The organism is Listeria aquatica FSL S10-1188 (genome assembly GCF_000525795.1).
Classification (GTDB): domain Bacteria; phylum Bacillota; class Bacilli; order Lactobacillales; family Listeriaceae; genus Listeria; species Listeria aquatica.
The window spans coordinates 35,388-54,088 of record NZ_AOCG01000004.1 but is presented as its reverse complement, the minus strand read 5'-3'; the positions used below and the strand labels follow the sequence as shown (position 1 = coordinate 54,088).

Genomic DNA, 18,701 nt, shown 5'->3' with positions numbered 1-18,701 from the left:
TCGCATCTTTCGATGCAAAGGCCTCCGCGACGCTTTGCAAGTCCGTACTTGCCGTCGTTAAAGCATTCGCAATCTGGGAAACCGCTTCGCCTTCTGCTTGAATCGCCGTGTGTGCTTGTGTATTCCCTCCAACCGTTGTTTCTTCATCCTTCGTAACGGTTGTTCCTTGCCCCTGAAGCATAGAAACTGCTTGCTGAAGGGCCGTCGCTTTTTCGGAAGCTTGCCCTAAATCGCTGGCTACTGTACTCATTTTTAGCCTCTCCTTCCCACCTTTTTAAGAAAAAACGCCTCTTACGAGAAACTCATAAGGAGCGTATTCGGTATTAAGCTTAAAACCCGAAGTTTTGAGAAAGTTGTTGATCTTGTTCTTCCACAGCACTGGCTGTTTTTTGAAGTTGTTGTTCAATTTGGTCCATCAAATTCGCAAATTCGGTTACTTTTGGTTTCAATTGATTAAACTGATCATCAAATTTTGCAAAAGCTTGTCCTTCCCATTCGCTCCGAAGTTGTTCTTGAGTTTGAGATAAGCGTTGTAGCATTTGTTCGATATCCCGTGCGCTTGTGCCATAAGTTTTCGCACGGTCGCGTAATTCCGCTGGGGTCATTCTGATTTGTCCTGACATGAATCTCATCTCCTATTTATGTATTGTTTTCTATCAATTTTAAATATAGCACAACTTTCCAGCTTTGTCTGTGTCCAATTTGTGAAATTTTAGCTTAGAAATGAATCGCATGTTTTTTCCATCAACTATTTTAGAGAAATTCATAGGCAATGAAAAAAGATCCATGGGGTAACTACATCATGGATCCTCCAATTATATCTACGAATCAAAATTGAGTGGCTCTTTGAATCTGCGATTACGTTTATTTACATCCTACTAAAAAGAAATTATGAGGATCCATTAAAATGTTATACAGCGTGTTTAACTTTGTATAAGCCTCAAACTTTTTACTATCTAATAAAATTCCAAATTGACCGTTAACAAATTTTTTTTAACTCTATTTCTTCGACACATGCATAACTGGCAATAATAGGATACGGGATCTTCAAACTAGTATGTAAATAATCAATCAGTGTCTCCAATCTCTCATCAGCTGATATTTCACTTGTAAAGGGTAATACGAGTGAGGCCAGTTTACGATGCAGGAGAGCATAGTCATCACTTTCCGGAGATAATGTTTTCATTCTTTCTGTACCCATATCAAATAGTAAGTAAAAGTCTTGCTCTGAAAAAGCAAAGTCTTTTTGCAGTACCTCGATAAAGCCTGTTAAATTTTCATCTGAAATTTCTTTATACTCCAAATCATCACTTCCTTTGATTTTCTTATATACTATATTTACAAGGACTCATTTCAAAAAGGACATATTGACATCATCGCATTTTAAATTTATCCTTTACAACGGTATCTACACTGCAGCGTGCCCACTTTGAAATAGCCTCAATAAAATCATTTAAATGTTGCTGCTCAAAATGCGCAACGACCACATAACAGGCATGTCCGCTTACTTTATAAAATTCATCGATTTCAGTGTATTCCATAATCTTTTGTTCTATATTTTGGAAATAGTTTCCTTCCATAAACACGCGAATAAATTGTTTGTTCGCATAATTAACTTTTATCGTGTAGCTCTCTATGACTTTTTCATCTTTTAAATTTAATATTCGTTTGCCAACTGCTTGTCCAGTTAAATGAATTTTACTTCCGATTTCTTTATTTGTTAGTTGACTGTCTTCTCTTAGAAACTGTATGATTTTTTTGTCCAGTTCATCCATTTAATTATCCTTTCACGATGAAAATATACCGTTGTTTATTTTTTCACAAACCCATATAATTATAACTACATATTTTCTATAATAATGGTAGATAAATTATTTGGAGGTATGTATATGGATCTTTCATATTATAACACAAAAGCACAATTGAAGGCTGCAACACCAATAATCACTTTACTTGCTCAAAATTTAGTTGAAGAGAATACCTTTGGATTAAAAAAAAATTCTCATAGCATGGAGCGACGAAATTGAATTAGACCAAAAAAAACGCAATTTCTTTAAACGAATTAATTTTAGCTATTTCAAATTATTTAGTCAAAAATCAAATATGCTTAACAAAAGAGAATGCAATTCTTTTAAAGAAATTATTTGAACTAGTTTGTGCCCCTATCTAATTCAGTGATATAGGCATATCCTTTCAGAACTCGATCGATAGTATATCCAGAAAATTCAGATTAATCGATGGATGTATAAACTGAACACGCCCCTTTTTGAAAAAAATGAGTGAAAAACGGGCGTGTCCAGTAAATGGTCATTTTCTGGACACGCGAATTTAGTTTATTTTTTGTATTCTTGAAATCGAAAATTTACCCCTAATGATCCGTTGGTCGATGAATACTCTCTAAATTTATAAATCAAAGGAAACCACTTATTTACGTCTATATGAGAATCATCATGTAATATTTTCTCGTCTACAAATATTCCTTTCATTTCACATTCTACAATTGCAAAATCTGCTCTAATGGTTATTTCTGTAATGATAGTTTCGATTTGAATGGGACATTCTTTAATTCTTACACAAGATATGTCTATTCCACGAGTCTTTGTAAGTCCACCTAATTTAAATTTATCTGGGCAGTAGGTATATCCCGCTTTTTTCTTGTAGTCAGGAATATTTTCATTTCCAGTTGTTTTCGCGATCTGCTCAATTTTTTCCCAAATATTTGCATCAGCTATATTAAATGTTGCCTCCTTTCCAACTATTAAATTTAAAAATCCTTTATTTGCTAACCCTAAGCCTACGACAATCGTTCTCCCTAAAGTCCATGTAGAACTAATGACAGTAATATTATCTTTATCACTTGTGGTATCTTTTGTCGTCATAAGTACTACAGGAAATCCATAGTAAAAACTTTCCTTTTCTATTCTTTTAAACATTTTCCTCACCTCTAACTATAGTATAATTTAAATACACCTCGATGATTATCGATATATAAGGAGTGAAAAAAATATGAATGGGTATCCAGATTTACAAGCAATAATTAAAGCTTTAGCAGATCAATCTCGATTAGAAATTCTAACGACTTTAATGGACGGGAAATTTCATACGGTAAGTGAGTTAGCAAAAAAGGCGAAGATAAAAAGCCATACGGCTACTTATCATTTAAAAATTATGTGTGAATTAAATTGGGTGTCTTCTTATAAACAGGGTAGAAATGTTTACTACCGGTTATGTTCGGAAGAAATTGCAAATTTATTAGAGCATCTTATGAATATAAGTCCTATAAAAAAAAGTCAAATCATTTAATGAAAATAGTGAATATCAAAAGCTGAAAATCGGACGCTCTTGCTATAGACATTTAGCTGGCAAGCTAGGAGTTTCTTTCTTCAACTATTTGCTTCAAAATGAGTATATAAAATTTGATGATGATTATCTGATGTTAACTAATATAGGGACTATCTACTTTGAATCTATTGGTGTTGACATCAATAAAATTAAAAAACAACCTGGAATTTTCATTAAACCTTGTTTAGATTGGACAGAAAGAACATTTCATTTAGGAGGAAATTTGGGTAAAGCATTCTTCAACCTATGTGTGAGGGAAAATTTCATCGTTTCAAATACTGAAAATAGAAGCGTTTATTTAACTAGCTCTGGAGAAAAGTTTTTTTGACATTTAATTCTTAAAATTTGTGCCATTTAAAAATAAAATGACAAAAAGTGGTCTTAATACTATTCATGAACCCATCGTTTTCTGGACACGAAAACCAAAAAAAATTCTCATTGTTTTTTTATCGATTTCCTACTTTTTTTAAAATCTCAAACGGTAAACTGATTTTAACAAATGAAGAACATCCATTTTTACTCCCTTTTTTATGGATGCTTTTCCACAATCCCTTTTTACCAGTATGGTTGACTCCCTTTTTCCATACTGGTTTTTTCTGCTTATTTCCCTTCTGCTTTTTGCCCAGGTTAAACGCCCCATATAGGAGTGGCGGAACACGCCTAATGATGACTGGGGCAATAGCGTATACTCTATTGGCACTAAAAAGCAAGCTATTAAATAATAGCTTGCTCCCATTTTTTATTTTTGAACTTTAAACATAGGTGTACTTGAATCTGGAGGAACATTTGGTTTTGAAACTTTTATACTCAAAGGCATTGAAAAATCTACCCCTGTTAAAATTGCTTCTCCCTCACCAAGTATAGGCAAATAGGATAATATATCCGAATTGGCAGAAGAACAAGATTGTCGGATTGCTTCTTTATCATTATAATTTATAAGTCTATGCACTATAAATGTCCCCATCTGAGATAATGTTCCTGTGGGAATATCCCTTGGCATCTGTGTTGATAAGCACAAAAACAAACCATTTTTTCTGCTCTCCTTAGAGATTTGCTCAAAGGAACTAAGAGCCGTGGATTGAAAGAAATCATCTACAACTATTTTATTTAGAAATTGATGCGCTTCATCTAATATAAACACTAATGGATTTTCTTTAAATTGTTTTTCTCGTGCTAATTTAAGAAGATATCGCCCAATTGCATTAGCTAAAATTTCACGTGCTTGGAATTCATACCCTATACTTTCAAATCCAATTCTCAAAACAAAGTTATCTTGTTGATCTTCCTTAATAAATTGATCAATAATTGCCGTTAAGTTCTGATCATCTAGTCTTTTGTCCCTAAAATTAAAAGCATCATCATATACTTTTGTATTTATTAAATTATATATTCGATTTACCATTCCATAACAGAAATTAACATCGTTTTCATTACGGCTACCAAATGTTTTCGAATTCTTTGGAGGAGAGATACATTCATTAATTACTTGTTTCCCTAGATGTTTTATACTTAACTCCAAATTATCAGATTCGATATCACTAAAATATTTCGTACTAAATCGCTCATATTCAACAATATTGTTACCCGCTTTAATAACTAAAGTCTCGTCCTCATTTACAAACGCTTTTAACAAATTTTGGACTCCATTTTTTTCACTTGTGCTTTTCATTTTTTGATAAATTTTAACAGCTTTTAAAGAACGGATCGCTTCTAACAATTTCGGTTTCTGAACACCTTCAGACGGTTTCACTAAAAAGAATAAATCCTCTCTTGTTAGCTTTTGATATGGAAAATAACTATCCTCCCCTATGGTAACTGATTGAACACCTTTTTCCATAACTGAGTATTCTCCCGTAGGATCTAACAAAATAGCTTTAGACTGATTAGCCACCATATTCTCAATGAGTCGTGCTACCGTATAGCTCTTCCCTCCACCTGTCGTCCCAACAATAGCACAATGTCGATTGAAAAGAGCTTGTTGACTTACACATACTTTCGTATCTAAATTTGAGGTTAAACAGCCTAAATCAACATAGGGAACTTCTTTATTTATCAATTTTTTTGTTCCAAAATTTTTAATCATACTACTCTTCAATAAAACCGCTTGGACATACAAATACTTTTGCTCCTATATTTGGGAAGGCATTCAGTGTGTGTTTGGCTATTCCATCAAAATAATCAAATGACAGTAACACCTCAATTGTTGCTGTTGGATGAAAATCCGAATTTTGAAATGACTTTTCTGATAAAGCTAGCCTCTCTTTCTCAGGCAAGTTAATCTCAGAAATTTTACCAATAAATCCATCATTTTCAGCTTCAATAGTAACAAAATTACCTACTAGTCCCCCATTAAATTCTTCCCCAGAAAAAATCGTTTTATTTAATAAAATGGATGATGGGAAATGAACTTTTACACATTGAGGACTTACATGGCTAACATAACCTATAAAATAATTATGATCAAATGGTTTCTTCGTAACCATTGTAAGCCTCCTCTTCATTTTGAGCATAGATTTTAGAATCGGGATACATATGTACAAATTCCTCAAATTTTTGTTCCGTTAATATTACATTTCCAGTTTGAGTAACTTTAGTATGCAATGTTTCATATTTCTTCTCTGCACATGCATCAGGGGCAACTAATATTACCATGATACTAGAATTGACATTTAAGGCTTCAAAAATCATTGCATTAATATGTTCATCCCCAAAACTATAGCCAATAATTATTAGAAGAGTATTTTTAGCTCTAGTTTCTTGTTGAAAGCGACTCATCATCTCAAAAAAAGGTTGTTGATACGAGCTCTCATACTTATTAGAGCTCGGATATATCATTAAGGATTCACCTGTATCACTCTTAATCACATCATCTTTATTTTCTTGTTTCCAATCAATTGATCCATGTGGTTTATAAATATGAACAACATTGTAAACGAAATTATCCTCTAATACATTTTGATTTGTCATTCTCGTTACCACATCTAAATCAAAATTTGTTCCTTTGAACTTTCTAGGGTAGTTAAAAGAAAAGCCATCAATGACCATATAGCCATTCTTTTCAGCAGCTTGTTCGAATAAAGTATCATAATTTAATGTGAATATTTTTGGCCGAGTATATTTCATCTTTTTTGATACTAATTTTTTCAAAAATAGCTGATGAAAATTTTCATCTGGCAATTCTAATGTACAGTTTTCTTTTACAATTTCCTTGAATTCTAGTATAAAATGGTTTACTTCATCATCATCATGTATATGTTGGTACAACTGAGCATGGGTGAGTAGGTCTTCGATATTTGTATCAGCCTCTTTTATTTCTTTAAAATTTATTTTCCCACAAATCTGTTTAATTTTTTCGTAAGAAAGCTTATCGCGCACTTTTTCCCAGAGCCCAGTCATTAATTTTCCTTGAATATTGCCTTTACCAATTCCAAAAGAACTGCCTGCACCTGTTAAAATAATGGTATTTTCATACTGACGTTTTTAAATGTTTATGTAAAAATGATTTTCTATATCGCTCTGCTATATCTTTCGCATTCTCGCTCTTAGATGTTTTTTTCTTTATCTACCACTACACCATTAATTTTCACCCCCTCTTTACAATATTTAATTTCATTTTCACCATCTTTATAGATTAATTTTTCTTCCAAGTAAATCGTCTCCTTTATAGTTAGGATTTTTCACCTCATCATATTGCCAATTAAAGATACTTAATAAGTATCCAACCTTCCTCCCGTTTAAAGAACAGAAATTTCTCACATTAAGTATAGCATAAAAAAATTTTTTACTTTGTTCCACAACAAAATATTTTCTCTAGCATCTTGATTTAACACATTATTTAATTTTCAAATCTTCATTTGTCCATGTTTGTCTATATTTTAGACTTTTCTTTATATCCTATGTTCTAGACCAAAAATAAGCTTTTTCAGGCTTGAAAAACTGTATTCTTTTGTAACCACAAAAAGAGTCTAGAATTTATAAATTCTAGACTCTTCTACATCAAAAATTTTTATCTTTATTCTCCACTTTTACCCATTACATTTGCTAAAAAATCGGGGAATATCTTGCCAGCCAGACGAAGAAATTTTGAAAATCCTGGAACTACACGTTTTTTATTTTTCTTTATCCCTTTAATTCCTTCATTTACAAGTTTATCTAGTGTCATATTAGGTATCCTAGTGCTTACACTTTCTCCATCCCCATTGGATTCAAGATTTGTTTCATTTACTAGTGGTGGTACAATCTCTAAAACATGGATATTCTTCCCTGTTCTATTCAGTTGAATTCGAAGCGCATCTGTATATCTATGCACTGCTACTTTTGTGCCCGAGTAAACAGGATGGATGGGAGAAGAAATATAAGAAAGACCAGAACTAATTGTCACAATCATGGCTTCTTGCTGTTTGACAAGTTGTGGTAACAAAGCTTTTGTCATCCAAATAGTTCCATTTAGATTAGTTGTCACCTCAGCCGTCACTTGTTCAAGACTCATCTGCTCATCAAGCACGTTAAAAGCCCGCATGATTCCCGCAGAGTTAAATAGAATGCTCGCTTCAGGGTAATGATTTTGAATAAATGTGGCCATTTCCCTCACGGAGTCAGCACTTGATACATCTCCTTGGAGTCCAATTAAACCTTTATTCTCCAGAGTAACTTGATCAATTGTATTTTGGTTACGACCGATAACAATAACCCTATTTCCCAATTCAAGAAACTTCTTTGCAAAAGCAAGTCCAATGCCTGAAGTTCCGCCTGTAATAATAATTGTTTGGTTCGAAATTATCATTTTTAATCTCCCGTCATTTGTTTTATATATTTTTCGTATAACATTTATAAAAAGCATTATCTGTAGATACGAAAAGGATTTCCGTACCTGATTATCCCTTTCTATCTCACATTGCTTGTTATTTAGTCCTTCCACATTTTTTCTCTTTTTTTTGTTCGGCAAAATACATACCCACCTAACAGAATGAAGGCTGTGCCTAATCCAATCAGTAAGCTGTTTCTGCTGTCTGATCTCCAGTTTTTTGAACTTAGCCATGGAGGATATGACACAGAATTAGCACGATTATTCTCACATTTGTCTGGGACTCTTTTATATGGGGAACGGGAGAATCGTTTTACTTAATAAAATAAAAAAGAGCATCTATAAGAGATGCTCTTTTTATCTGATAAATTCTATTTATTCTCACATAAAATACTCCTGATACTACTAGAAGCAAGATAATTAATGGACTTATCAAAGATCCGTAAAACTGATATGCTCCAATAACTTTTTAAATTGGACAATTTTGAGTAAGTCATACACCCTTGAAATGTATTTGATAGGTCACATTATATCAAAAGACTTTTGGTATTACAAAGGCTAAATTTAATTCGTTCTTTTTACTTCATGTTCCACAAGATTACTTAAAAATGAAAGAATGGATATAATCAGCATTGAGATAACTATTTAAGAAGTTACTTTGTAGAGATAAATTTTCCAATAAGATTGTTTATTATTGAAGGCTTTTTCAAATTTCAAGTTTTGTTCCGATGCATTATCAATAGGTACAGCTGATAATATGTACTCTCCTCCGAGCGATCGAAATGCTTTTAAATTGAAATCCAAGTGCTCAATATGCTTTTTAGAGGTTTTACCAAAAGCATAATTTTTCCCAAGTTCCGCCGAGAATAAATAACACCGATTTCCCCAATTATCATAATAGTCTTCAAGCGTATGACTCTTCTCAAGCTCCCCAGCAATGATTTTCCGAAATTCTCGCTTGTAGGTCAGTGGATAAGAATTAACATAGCCATCAACCGTATAAAAACCATTTTCTTGGGAAATAGATGGATGTAAGCCAATGCTTCCCACTCGATAACTAGATTGAGGTTTGCCAATGTACTTTTTAATCGCCTCAAATTGTTCTGTTGCATAAAACTGATTAATACTTGGTGCACCCACTTGGTAATGATAGTAAAGCTCAGGGTTATAAGAAAAAACAACAAGGAGTTGTAACGCTATTACAACATAAGCAAGTTTTTTCCACCAAATACCCATTTTTAATAAGTAAACAACAGCTAGAGCAAAAAGGCCATAGAACAAGAATGGCTGTAAAAAGTGAAACCTCGAAAAGTTAAAGGTTCGGATTATTTGGACATGCTCTTTAATGGGATTCCATCCGTCGAACCACCAAAATCCATACCAAAAAGATAAAAATAATGTAAAAATGAACATCCATAAAAATAGCTTTTCTTTTTTCCATTCTCTACGAAGAAGAATAAGAATGAAAACGAAAAGGATAGTTGGTAAAATAACAAAACCAGCAAGTGATTGATCATGTGTATGTCCATTCACAAAGTTCTTCAAGCTAAGTTTGATCGAACGGCCTACACTTAAATGGTTGAGTCCAAAGTCACTTCTTGAATCCGGTTCAGGATTAAAAAATAGCATATAAATAAAACGATAATTCACACCCATGTAAAGGATTCCCATGTACAAGATGCTAAGTAGAAAACGGATATTCACTTGTTTTTTCTTAAAGAGGTCAAAAAGCCAAATAAATCCAACCATCACTAAGAAGAAACAAAAACCTAAGATCAAACTAGAATAAAACGGAAGTAAGGTTAAAATCACTACATTCCAAATGCTTCGCTTGTGATTTCTAATATTTAAAAATGCCCATAAAGCAAGAGGCATCCCTAATGTACTAAGCATTCCAGATGGCCAGTAAGGGGTTAGTGCAAAAGCAAGGGATACAAAATATAAAGGGGCAATATATTTTTTATCCTTTATTAAATAATCTCTTGCCCATAAGAATAGTCCTAGAAAAGCAAACACACGAGTAATCAATTGACTTATCGCAAAAGCAATGGGTGTACTGAAAAAGAAATAGAGCCAATCAATACCAACAAATTCCGAATCGAAAACGTCCCTTGAAACGCTTCCTCCCATTATTTGATCAATAGTTGCTGTACCCACTTTTGCAGTGTATTCTCCGCTATTTAAAACCATTTTGTACCAAGTAACATTAGAATCTAGATTATCATGAATCCTCACATGACTATTTCCACCCAATATAAATAAGGGTGCCACATAAATCATCAATAATAGAATGGCAATAAAAAGCCATTTATGTTTTTTTATCATTGTTTTTCCTCCGATGCCCGTGAGAGTTTGAACATGTTGCTTAAACTTTGTTTAGAAAATTTTTTTATTAGACCCGTCCCTTTTATCCCTTTTCATTAAATGGCTACGGCTTGTTCTTTTTAACTGCCCTACCCGTATATATTTTTCTCTATTTAAACACCCGTTTATAGCCCATATAAAAGGCTTCTTGCATTTCCACACAAGAAAAAAAATAAAACCCATTTCCCCTTACCTATCATCAATAAATTGGAAACCATTTTACTATAACATAACCTAAAAAAGAACACTACAGATATAGTGCTCCAAAACATTTGTATATTATTCTACAAAAAAAACACTAACTTCCCATGAAGTATCTGACGTTCTATTTTATCAAGCTCCATTAACTTATTACCCCTGATAGAGCAGTTTCGATTAGCCTCCTAATCAAAGCACGCTTGCTTAAAAATAAATTCAAATTTATCCTAGCCAAGCTTGAAAAGATAATTATTTTCGGTTTTGCAAAATTTCTTTAATCAATTGAAACCTATTTCATGTATATATGTAGTAAGCAAATTCACTTATAGATTAATAAGGTATTAGCAAGCCCTGTTTTCTAATTTACAAAAGTATTCCAATATTTAAAATTTCTCTTTTGTTTTCCATTTGGAATACATCTGTTTGACTAGCTCTTTTCCTGAGTCACTCATGACAAGATTTAATTCAGGAATCCGAATAGATGACAAGTTTTTATCATTTATCTCAATTTCTATTTCCGAGTCAAATGGATGTTTTTCCAAAAAAAAGTGTTAATTCTGCCAATCCAGCCGTTCCACTAGAAGCGGTATAGTATTTTTCATACGTATTTCCATTCTTCTCTAACTGAATGACCACAAATAAAAGAGTCTTCCCTTCTTGAGTGTCCGTTTTCCACCACTTTAGCTTGGCATTTACTTTCGACGTCAGCTTAGCTGCTGCTTTTTTCGCCTGCTTTTGATAGAAAATCAAACTCACAATTGAAGCGATAAATACAAGAATCCCGACAATCAACAAAACAATCCCCCAAGTTTGACTTAAAAAAGAGAGGGAGAAAAGCGCACCCACCAAAGAAAGAATTAAAAGTAAAATGCTAATATCCGCAACTTGATTATTCATAAAAATCACCCCTCAAATGCATGCTTCATTTTTGAATAAAGGAATTCTAATTCAGAAATGAAAGGTAAGAAAGTTTCTACTGGATTCATTAAATCGCGTTTTTCAAAAATGACTCCTACCCCAAGCCCATTCTTGTTATCAAGCTCACTTAAAATTTCTTTTTTAACACCTGCCTGAAAATCCGAAAGCAGTAAAAACGGTGTAAACTCTTCTTTTGCAGACGTCCAAACGCTATAATGATTCGCCTTTTTTATTTCTGGAAGTAGCGGTAGCAAATAATGGTTATGTAAGGATACATCAAGTAGTGAACTTTTCGCCTTATACGCTTGCCATTCAAGTCCTACTTTCAAATATTTCGCATTCCATAGCAAACTGATGCACGTTGCATTTTGCTCCCAATTAATGAAACGAAATGTTGCAAAAAAGTGCCCTTTCATTTGCCAGCCATTTGTCCAACTTTCAATATAAGGCTTCGCCAATTCGGAGTTTGCCGGTAATCCTTTGTATATCGCCAGCACAAGTTCTCGCCATTCTTGCCAGAGCCTTTTCCGCTCTTTTTTTTAGAATATCTATTTCTTCTTCCGTATAAATTTCTTTCAATTTACGGAACTGCTTTTCAGGTAAATAAAGCGCATCAAAATCTGAAGCCGTTAATTTCATAGGATTTCCTTCTTTTAGTTTAATAATGGTTACTTATTTGAATAAATTATACCGCCGACAAGTGAAAAAAGCCAATTTCCCCATAAAACGCGCAGGGAAAGCTTCGTCTAACTCGGCTTTCTCTGCGCGTTTTGTTGTTTCTTGATTAAAGCTTTTCCATCGCCTTATCTGGCAATTTTTCACGCGGTACTTCTTCATAAGTTTCCACGTAAGCTCCTTTTGAACTCAGTTTTAAAAAGCGGTCCTGCTTGAGTTCACCCATCGCCATAAATTCAATCGTTCTTGTTTTTCCTTCTTGATTTACAGCAGTCAATTTATAATTTGCATTCCCGTGTTCATCTACATTGACAGGTTTGCTAGTTTTCACATAAACGGCTTCTTCCTTTACGATTGGATTGAAACGATCTATAATTCCTGCCATCTCCCCCGATTGATTGGCAGTGATGAGTTTCGCTCCTCCTAAAGCAAGTCCCACAATCACAACAAATCCTAAAATCCAGCCTATTAATTTTTTCATTCAAAAACGACCATCCTTTCACTCGTTTCCCGTCTTTCTACTATAACGAAAAAAAGAGCTCTTTCCATCCATCAGAAGCAAGAGAGGAGTCTACAGCTATAGTCGTAAAAATTACTACAAAAAAACCGTCCAAACAGACGGTTCAGCCAAAACTATGTAATTTAGTTTTCTTTCTTTTCTTGTAGTAAATCGCGAATTTCTTTTAGGTACTCTTCAGATGGCGTAACTTCTGGCTCAGCTTCTTCCTCTTCGGCATTTCTGCGTCGTGATAAGCTTAAAAGTACTTTGATGAAAACAAATAATGCAAGCGCTACAATCAAGAAATCAACAATCGATTGGATAAATAATCCGTATTTGAGTGTCGCATCTCCAATTTTCACGGAAAGCTCTGTGAAATCAAGACCACCAAGAACCATACCAACAAGCGGCATGATGATATTATCGACTAGCGAGGAAACGATTTTCCCAAATGCTGCCCCGATAACAACCCCGATGGCTAAATCAATCACATTGCCTTTTAAAGCAAATTCTTTAAATTCCTGAACAAATTTTTTCATCTCGATCCTCCCTCTCCTTTGCTAGATTCCTCAAAATCATGAAATCGAAACATGTTTTATCATACTATTTTTCTTTAGATTTGTCATACCTTTTGCATGTTAAAAGCCAGTTCACACGTGAGCTGGCTTTGTGACGCTTTCCCGTTTCACAAGTGAAACGGGAATAAGTTCTTTATAAAAATGATAGTCTGGATCTTTTTTCATCAAAAGTAAATGTTGAACGGCTTTTTCTGCGAGCAACTGAACCGGCTGTTTAATGGTCGTGAGGCGTGGCTTAACAATATCCGAGAAGCTAATATCATCAAAACCAATGACAGAAAGTTCATCTGGTAAAGCCAAGCTACGCTTATTCGCGGCATCATACAGGCCGACGGCAATAAGATCGTTACTGCAAAACACGGCTGTCGCCTCAGACGAAAATAGTTCTTCTGAAATCGTTTCCCCGCCGCTTCTTGTAAGATCGGTTTTAAACGTCAACACGGCTCCGCCTGCGCGCTCGATTTCATTTTGAAAACCTTGCAAACGGTTGGCGATATTGACGTAAGGGGTTTTGCTACCGATAAAGGCCGTCGTGCGGTGACCATTTGCAAGCAGTTCGCTAGCCGCAAGGACCCCGCCTTTATAATCATCCACGTGAACGGAAAATTGCTCGAGTGAATAACGATTGTCGAGAATCAAATAAGGAATTTTCGCTTGTTTGAGCGCATCCAAAATTTGTGTTTCCATGCTCGTCAAGCTGCAAATCACTACGCCATCGACACCACGCGAAATGAGCTCGCTCAGGTACTGCTTTTCTCGCTCACTTTCTTCAAAAGAGCTACACAAAAGCGTCATATAGCCTTCTTTGCTCAACTCTTTTTCAAATGCTTTCGCAAGTTCTGCAAAAAATGGATTCGTGATATCTGGAACTAACAAGCCTACTGTAAAACTTTTTGCCGAAACTAAACTTCTTGCCGTTAAATTCGGCTTATAATCTAGTTTTGCAATCGCATCAAAAACTTTTTTCTTCGTTTTCATTGTGATGTGATCTGCCTTATTGTTAATGACCATTGAAACAGTCGCAATGGAAACGCCGGCTTCTTTCGCCACGTCTTTTATCGTACTCGCCAAATCGATCCACTCCCCGTAGATTCCCTATCTTCTTCTATTCTAGCAAAATTCCACACGGGCCGCCAATTTCCTTTTGAAAAGCCAAAAATTCATGATAGGGATAGCGTTCTGGAACAGAGCCTGCCGCTACTTTTTTTAAATCCTCGTTTATCAAACAGATGTCGCATCGCCCGGTTGTTCACACCCGTCACACTACAAAGTGCGTCACATTGAGCCGCCATTGCTTCGTCCTCAGCAAACTTTAGCAACCTAAGCGCAAGCCCTTGCCCGCGTTTTAGCGGCGAAGTCATGACTCTTTGGATGAAAACGGGGGATTTTGCTTCTTGCCAGTTAAACTGCTTCACAGTACCCGTTTGCTGTTTCGTGAGCGTTACCATCGCGAACAACCTTTCAGCTTCAAACCATCCGAACAAACTGCCAGTTTCAAGGTCGCTTTGAAGCACCATCTTGGAAGGATAATCTCGGTTCCACTGGTGCGCATTCAAGCTTCCCTTCACCTCTACAAGCAGCTTTTCCGCCTGCTGGAATTCTCGATGTTCGATGCGGCGAATCATTGCTCTTTTAACTCCTGCTTTGTTGGAATCGAAGTGTAGGCTCCTTCGCGCGCTACAACCATCGCCGCGATTTCCGTTGCTTTTTGAATCGCTTCTTCTGCTGTCTGCGTTTGAATGCAGTGTGCAAAAGTGCCAATAAAGCTATCGCCTGCGGCCGTTGTATCCACAGCTTTTACTTTTTTAGCGGGAACTAGCGTTTCGCTTTCCACCGAGACTAAGAGCGAGCCTGCATCGCCAAGCGTAACGATGACGGCTTTTTGAACTAGTTGAAGCAATTTTCTAGCTGCCTGAATCCGTTCTGTTTGATTTTGAAGTGTTTTACCGGTCACAAGTTCGAGCTCTGTTTCATTTGGAATCAAGTAGTCGGTTAAAGCGAGCAAGTCCTCACTGCAGGTTTTTCCAGGAGCAGGGTTTAAAATCGTCGTTTTCTTTTCTTTTTTCGCGATCCGAAAAGCTTCTAGCACGGCTTCTTCCGGGATTTCAAACTGCGAGATCACAATGTCACTTGCAGCAATTTTCGCTTCCGCCGCGTAAATGAGTTCTCGCGTCACTTTTTCATTCGCACCGCCATACATCAAAATCATATTTTTCCCTGCTTCATCCACGGCAACAAAAGCCTGCCCTGTTTCATCATCCATAACAGCGATTTTTTCTTGGTCAATTTCTTCTTCGGTGAGAATCGCCTGTAAAAATTCACCACGCTCATCACGTCCAATCGCCCCGACAAAGCTTACCTTACTGCCAAGTCGACTCGCCGTGACTGCTTGATTGAAGCCTTTACCACCCGCAGAATGTTTGATGGTCTTTCCGGCAATTGTCTCGCCAACTTGAGGAAGTGCTTTAAAGGTCATCGTTGTATCGACATTTAGGCTTCCTACTACACAAATTTGATTCATTCTTATCTCCTCACTTACAAAATCACTAATGATAACACAATGACTGTCACTATCCCAGCTAAAATCGGGATGCTCGTTCGTTTGACAATTTCAATGGGCGATACTTGCATAACGCCTGCTACAATCATGATGACTCCTGCAACTGGCGACATTGAGCGTGTCAAATGTGCTACAAGTTGCATCGGCAAGGCTAGTTGAATCGCATCAACATGTGCACTTGCTGCGATATCTGGAATAAGTGGAATGGTAGCATAGAAAAGCGGCGTTCCCCCACCACTTACAAGGCCAAACAGGAATGTGATACCGCTGAAAAACAGCGTTAAGATGGTTCCCGCACTGTGAACATTTTGAACGGAGTGCATCAACATCTCAATTACGCCTAGTGCTTGCAAGCCTTTGGCGAAAAAGACACCCCCGATGACAATAATCACAACTTGTGTAAAGCCTTGCCCCATTCCCTTGAAAAATTCAAAGGAGCCATCAAAAACTTGTTTTAAATTTCGTTTTCGAAGGGTTTCAATTACAAGCACAATGAAGAAGGAAAGGAAAGTCAGAATCACTACTTCTACTTTAATATCACGGAAAAACAAGCCAGCAATGACAATAAAAATGAGTGGAAGTAACGGCAAGATTCCATAATATTTAGGGGGAAGTATTTTCTTCGTTTCCTGCTGATTATGTATTTCTTCCTGAACTAGGAACGCTTTTCCCGCCTGACGTTTATCCATATAGCGTTGCCAGAAATAATGCGCAACCGCCATCACAAGGATTGTTGGGATTGAAATAAGGGCGTGATTAAGGAAAACATAGTCAAAAAGCGAAATTCCAAGTGTTTTTGACGCAATCACATTATCCGCTCCGAGCGGCGTTGGTACGACCGTTGCAACAGTTGCAATCACCCCGCCGATCGTAAGCGGACTTAATCCCACTTTTCTTAGAACAGGATAAAGGACAGCCATCAAAATCACAGCTAAACTCGATGAACTTGGAATAAACAAGCAAAGCAAATTCCCAACGAGAAATACAATCGGTATTAATAAATATTTGGCCCGGATTCTTGAAAGCGGCTTAGTTAAAATTCCCACTACAACATCGGTTGCGCCTAAGTGATTCATGTAAGACGCGTAGCCAAACAAAGTCATAATCGTGATGCCCACCACGCTAAGCTGATCAACAAATGTTAATTCAAGTTGCTTAAAAACATCTAAGAAGCCTAAACCCGTTGCTTCTTTTGGTTCTAAAATCGGATTTCCAAGTAACAGTGCAATGAAAAACAAAATGAGTCCGGCTAAAAGTAGCACAAGTGCCGGCTGATATTTCTTCACAATCAAGTAAAAAACCATCGCAACAATGACAACTGTAGAAATCAACTCAATCATATGCGATATCCTCGTACCCTTTTTCTTGCTTGATTCTGTTCATTCGCCTCTATTCCCTTCGTTATAAGATAATAAGGGAAAGTCCGATAACCATAATAATGCCGATAATGACTGGCACACTTGTCCGTTTTACTACTTCGATTGGGTTGACTTTCATCACACTTGCAACCACCATGATCACTGCAGCTACTGGTGAAATCGAGCGGACTAAGTTCGCAATCAGTTGCATTGGTAGCGCAAGTAAAATCCCATCAATGTGCGCACTTGCAGCAATATGCGGAATGAGTTCAATCGTTGCATAAAACATCGCAAGCCCACCCCCACTTACAAGACCAAGTAAGAAAGTGGCACCGCTAAAGATGAATGTTAAGATTGTTCCCGCACTTTGCACGTGTTGGACAGATTGTGTCAGCATATCAATTACGCCGATCGTTTGCATTCCCTTAGCAAATAATACACCACCAACTACAAGTACGACAACCTGCGTGAAACCTTGCCCCATTCCCTTAAAGAATTCAAAGGATTGATTGAGCACATCTTTGAGCTTTCTTTTGCGTATAAATTCAATAATTAAAGCAATGAAAAACGAAATAAATGTGAGTACGACAACATCCGCTTTAATATCACGGAAGAAAATTTCAATAATGACAATGAAAAGAAGTGGCAACATTGGCAAGATTGCATAATATTTGGGTGGAAGTTCTTTTTCTTCCTGCTCCACTTTTGATTCATCAATATCCACATAAGCTTTTTCGCCTTGACGTTTATCCATATATTTTTGCCAGAAATAATGGGCTACTGCCATCACAACGAGTGTCGGAATAGAGATAATCGCATGATTTAAGAAAACATAGTCAAACAAATTGTAGCCAAGCGTCTTAGCGGCAATGACATTATCTGCCCCAAGCGGCGTTGGCATGATCGTCGCAACTGTTGCAATCACCCCGCCGGCTGTCAGAGCACTTAAGCCTACCTTTTTCAAAACGGGGTAAAGAATCGCCATCAAAATGACGGCTAAACTTGAAGCACTTGGGACAAACAAACTTAAGATGTTTCCGATAATAAAGACGATGGGAACAAGTACGTATTTCGCTTTAATTTTTCCAAGTGGTTTTGTTATCATGCTAACGGCAACATCATTCGCTCCCAAATAGTTCATGTAAGAAGCAAATCCAAACAGCGTCATGATTGTAATCCCAACGACACTTAGTTGGTCGATGAAAGTTAACTCAAGCTGTTTAAAAATATCTAAAAAGGCAAATCCTGTCGTGTCCCCGCTCCCTAAAATCGGTTTACCAAGGATAAAAGCTAGTAAAAATAGAACGAGTCCAGCTGAAAGAAGTACAAGTGCCGGCTGATAGTTTTTCACGATCAAATAAAAAACAAGCGCAATGACAATGACTGCAAGAATAATCTCAATCAC

The 18,701-nt window shown here is 36.3% G+C and carries 23 protein-coding genes; 3 read left to right on the top strand and 20 right to left on the bottom strand.

The features are described from left to right. From MAQA_RS03625 to MAQA_RS03610, 4 genes are all read right to left on the bottom strand, one after another. A partial coding sequence (locus MAQA_RS03625; protein WP_036071502.1) for a TIGR04197 family type VII secretion effector occupies positions 1 to 250 on the bottom strand: 250 nt, incomplete at its 3' end. A 79-nt stretch (positions 251 to 329) separates the two neighbouring features. Beyond that, a complete protein-coding gene (locus tag MAQA_RS03620) occupies positions 330 to 623 on the bottom strand; it encodes a WXG100 family type VII secretion target (RefSeq protein WP_036071501.1) in 294 nt (97 codons plus the stop codon). 356 nt (positions 624 to 979) lie between these two features. Next, positions 980 to 1,303, bottom strand: a complete 324-nt coding sequence (locus tag MAQA_RS03615; RefSeq protein WP_036071500.1) for an HTH domain-containing protein — start codon at positions 1,301 to 1,303, stop codon at positions 980 to 982. 70 nt (positions 1,304 to 1,373) lie between these two features. Further along, positions 1,374 to 1,775: an Lrp/AsnC family transcriptional regulator gene (locus MAQA_RS03610; RefSeq protein WP_036071499.1), complete on the bottom strand. Its 402-nt coding sequence runs from the start codon at positions 1,773 to 1,775 to the stop codon at positions 1,374 to 1,376. A gap of 114 nt (positions 1,776 to 1,889) precedes the next feature. On the opposite strand from MAQA_RS03610, the gene MAQA_RS14535 reads away from it, so the two are divergent. Continuing rightward, a complete protein-coding gene (locus tag MAQA_RS14535; protein ID WP_159099955.1) occupies positions 1,890 to 2,027 on the top strand; it encodes a hypothetical protein in 138 nt (45 codons plus the stop codon). Between the two features lie 306 nt (positions 2,028 to 2,333). Here MAQA_RS14535 and MAQA_RS03605 read toward each other — a convergent pair whose 3' ends face one another. Next, positions 2,334 to 2,933 (bottom strand): flavin reductase, encoded by a 600-nt coding sequence (locus MAQA_RS03605; RefSeq protein WP_036071497.1) that lies wholly within the window; start codon positions 2,931 to 2,933, stop codon positions 2,334 to 2,336. Between the two features lie 73 nt (positions 2,934 to 3,006). On the opposite strand from MAQA_RS03605, the gene MAQA_RS15270 reads away from it, so the two are divergent. Next, positions 3,007 to 3,303: an ArsR/SmtB family transcription factor gene (locus tag MAQA_RS15270; RefSeq protein ID WP_241463067.1), complete on the top strand. Its 297-nt coding sequence runs from the start codon at positions 3,007 to 3,009 to the stop codon at positions 3,301 to 3,303. A 130-nt stretch (positions 3,304 to 3,433) separates the two neighbouring features. Beyond that, positions 3,434 to 3,670 carry a hypothetical protein gene (locus MAQA_RS15265; protein WP_036071519.1) on the top strand — a complete coding sequence of 79 codons (237 nt, stop codon included), beginning with the start codon at positions 3,434 to 3,436 and terminating at the stop codon, positions 3,668 to 3,670. Positions 3,671 to 4,081: 411 nt separating this feature from the next. Here the strand turns inward: MAQA_RS15265 and MAQA_RS03585 are convergent, their stop codons facing one another. The 15 genes from MAQA_RS03585 to dcuC (MAQA_RS03520) all read right to left on the bottom strand — a co-directional run bounded on the left by MAQA_RS03585 (position 4,082) and on the right by dcuC (MAQA_RS03520) (position 18,701). Continuing rightward, entirely contained in the window at positions 4,082 to 5,458 is a 1,377-nt protein-coding gene (locus MAQA_RS03585) for an ATP-binding protein (RefSeq protein WP_052008444.1), read from the bottom strand. Next, positions 5,427 to 5,825: a hypothetical protein gene (locus MAQA_RS14840; protein ID WP_052008443.1), complete on the bottom strand. Its 399-nt coding sequence runs from the start codon at positions 5,823 to 5,825 to the stop codon at positions 5,427 to 5,429. Before MAQA_RS14840 ends, MAQA_RS03585 begins: the two co-directional genes overlap by 32 nt. After that, positions 5,803 to 6,738 (bottom strand): SIR2 family protein, encoded by a 936-nt coding sequence (locus MAQA_RS03580; RefSeq protein ID WP_052008442.1) that lies wholly within the window; start codon positions 6,736 to 6,738, stop codon positions 5,803 to 5,805. Before MAQA_RS03580 ends, MAQA_RS14840 begins: the two co-directional genes overlap by 23 nt. Before the next feature lie 616 nt (positions 6,739 to 7,354). After that, the gene (locus MAQA_RS03575; protein WP_036071514.1) at positions 7,355 to 8,125 is read right to left on the bottom strand and encodes an SDR family oxidoreductase; all 771 of its coding nucleotides are present in this window, start codon (positions 8,123 to 8,125) and stop codon (positions 7,355 to 7,357) included. Between the two features lie 666 nt (positions 8,126 to 8,791). Continuing rightward, the gene (locus MAQA_RS03570) at positions 8,792 to 10,471 is read right to left on the bottom strand and encodes a DUF6044 family protein (RefSeq protein WP_036071493.1); all 1,680 of its coding nucleotides are present in this window, start codon (positions 10,469 to 10,471) and stop codon (positions 8,792 to 8,794) included. A 759-nt stretch (positions 10,472 to 11,230) separates the two neighbouring features. Continuing rightward, a complete protein-coding gene (locus tag MAQA_RS03565; protein WP_036071489.1) occupies positions 11,231 to 11,605 on the bottom strand; it encodes a hypothetical protein in 375 nt (124 codons plus the stop codon). 5 nt (positions 11,606 to 11,610) lie between these two features. Next, positions 11,611 to 12,123, bottom strand: coding sequence for an HI_0552 family protein (locus MAQA_RS03560; protein ID WP_077913544.1), 513 nt, complete (start codon positions 12,121 to 12,123; stop codon positions 11,611 to 11,613). Then, positions 12,065 to 12,265 carry a hypothetical protein gene (locus tag MAQA_RS03555; RefSeq protein ID WP_036071484.1) on the bottom strand — a complete coding sequence of 67 codons (201 nt, stop codon included), beginning with the start codon at positions 12,263 to 12,265 and terminating at the stop codon, positions 12,065 to 12,067. The genes MAQA_RS03560 and MAQA_RS03555 overlap by 59 nt, the downstream gene beginning before the upstream one ends. A gap of 145 nt (positions 12,266 to 12,410) precedes the next feature. Beyond that, positions 12,411 to 12,782, bottom strand: a complete 372-nt coding sequence (locus MAQA_RS03550; protein ID WP_036071482.1) for a YxeA family protein — start codon at positions 12,780 to 12,782, stop codon at positions 12,411 to 12,413. Positions 12,783 to 12,943: 161 nt separating this feature from the next. Continuing rightward, a complete protein-coding gene (mscL, locus tag MAQA_RS03545) occupies positions 12,944 to 13,339 on the bottom strand; it encodes a large conductance mechanosensitive channel protein MscL (protein ID WP_036071478.1) in 396 nt (131 codons plus the stop codon). 111 nt (positions 13,340 to 13,450) lie between these two features. Then, a complete protein-coding gene (locus MAQA_RS03540) occupies positions 13,451 to 14,449 on the bottom strand; it encodes a LacI family DNA-binding transcriptional regulator (protein WP_036071476.1) in 999 nt (332 codons plus the stop codon). Between the two features lie 89 nt (positions 14,450 to 14,538). Next, a complete protein-coding gene (locus MAQA_RS03535) occupies positions 14,539 to 15,003 on the bottom strand; it encodes a GNAT family N-acetyltransferase (RefSeq protein WP_036071474.1) in 465 nt (154 codons plus the stop codon). Further along, on the bottom strand, positions 15,000 to 15,899 hold the full coding sequence (gene rbsK / locus MAQA_RS03530) for a ribokinase (protein WP_036071472.1): 900 nt from the start codon (positions 15,897 to 15,899) through the stop codon (positions 15,000 to 15,002). The genes MAQA_RS03535 and rbsK overlap by 4 nt, the downstream gene beginning before the upstream one ends. A 14-nt stretch (positions 15,900 to 15,913) precedes the next feature. Beyond that, positions 15,914 to 17,278 carry a C4-dicarboxylate transporter DcuC gene (dcuC, locus tag MAQA_RS03525; RefSeq protein ID WP_036071470.1) on the bottom strand — a complete coding sequence of 455 codons (1,365 nt, stop codon included), beginning with the start codon at positions 17,276 to 17,278 and terminating at the stop codon, positions 15,914 to 15,916. Positions 17,279 to 17,339: 61 nt separating this feature from the next. Then, entirely contained in the window at positions 17,340 to 18,701 is a 1,362-nt protein-coding gene (gene dcuC, locus MAQA_RS03520; RefSeq protein WP_036071468.1) for a C4-dicarboxylate transporter DcuC, read from the bottom strand.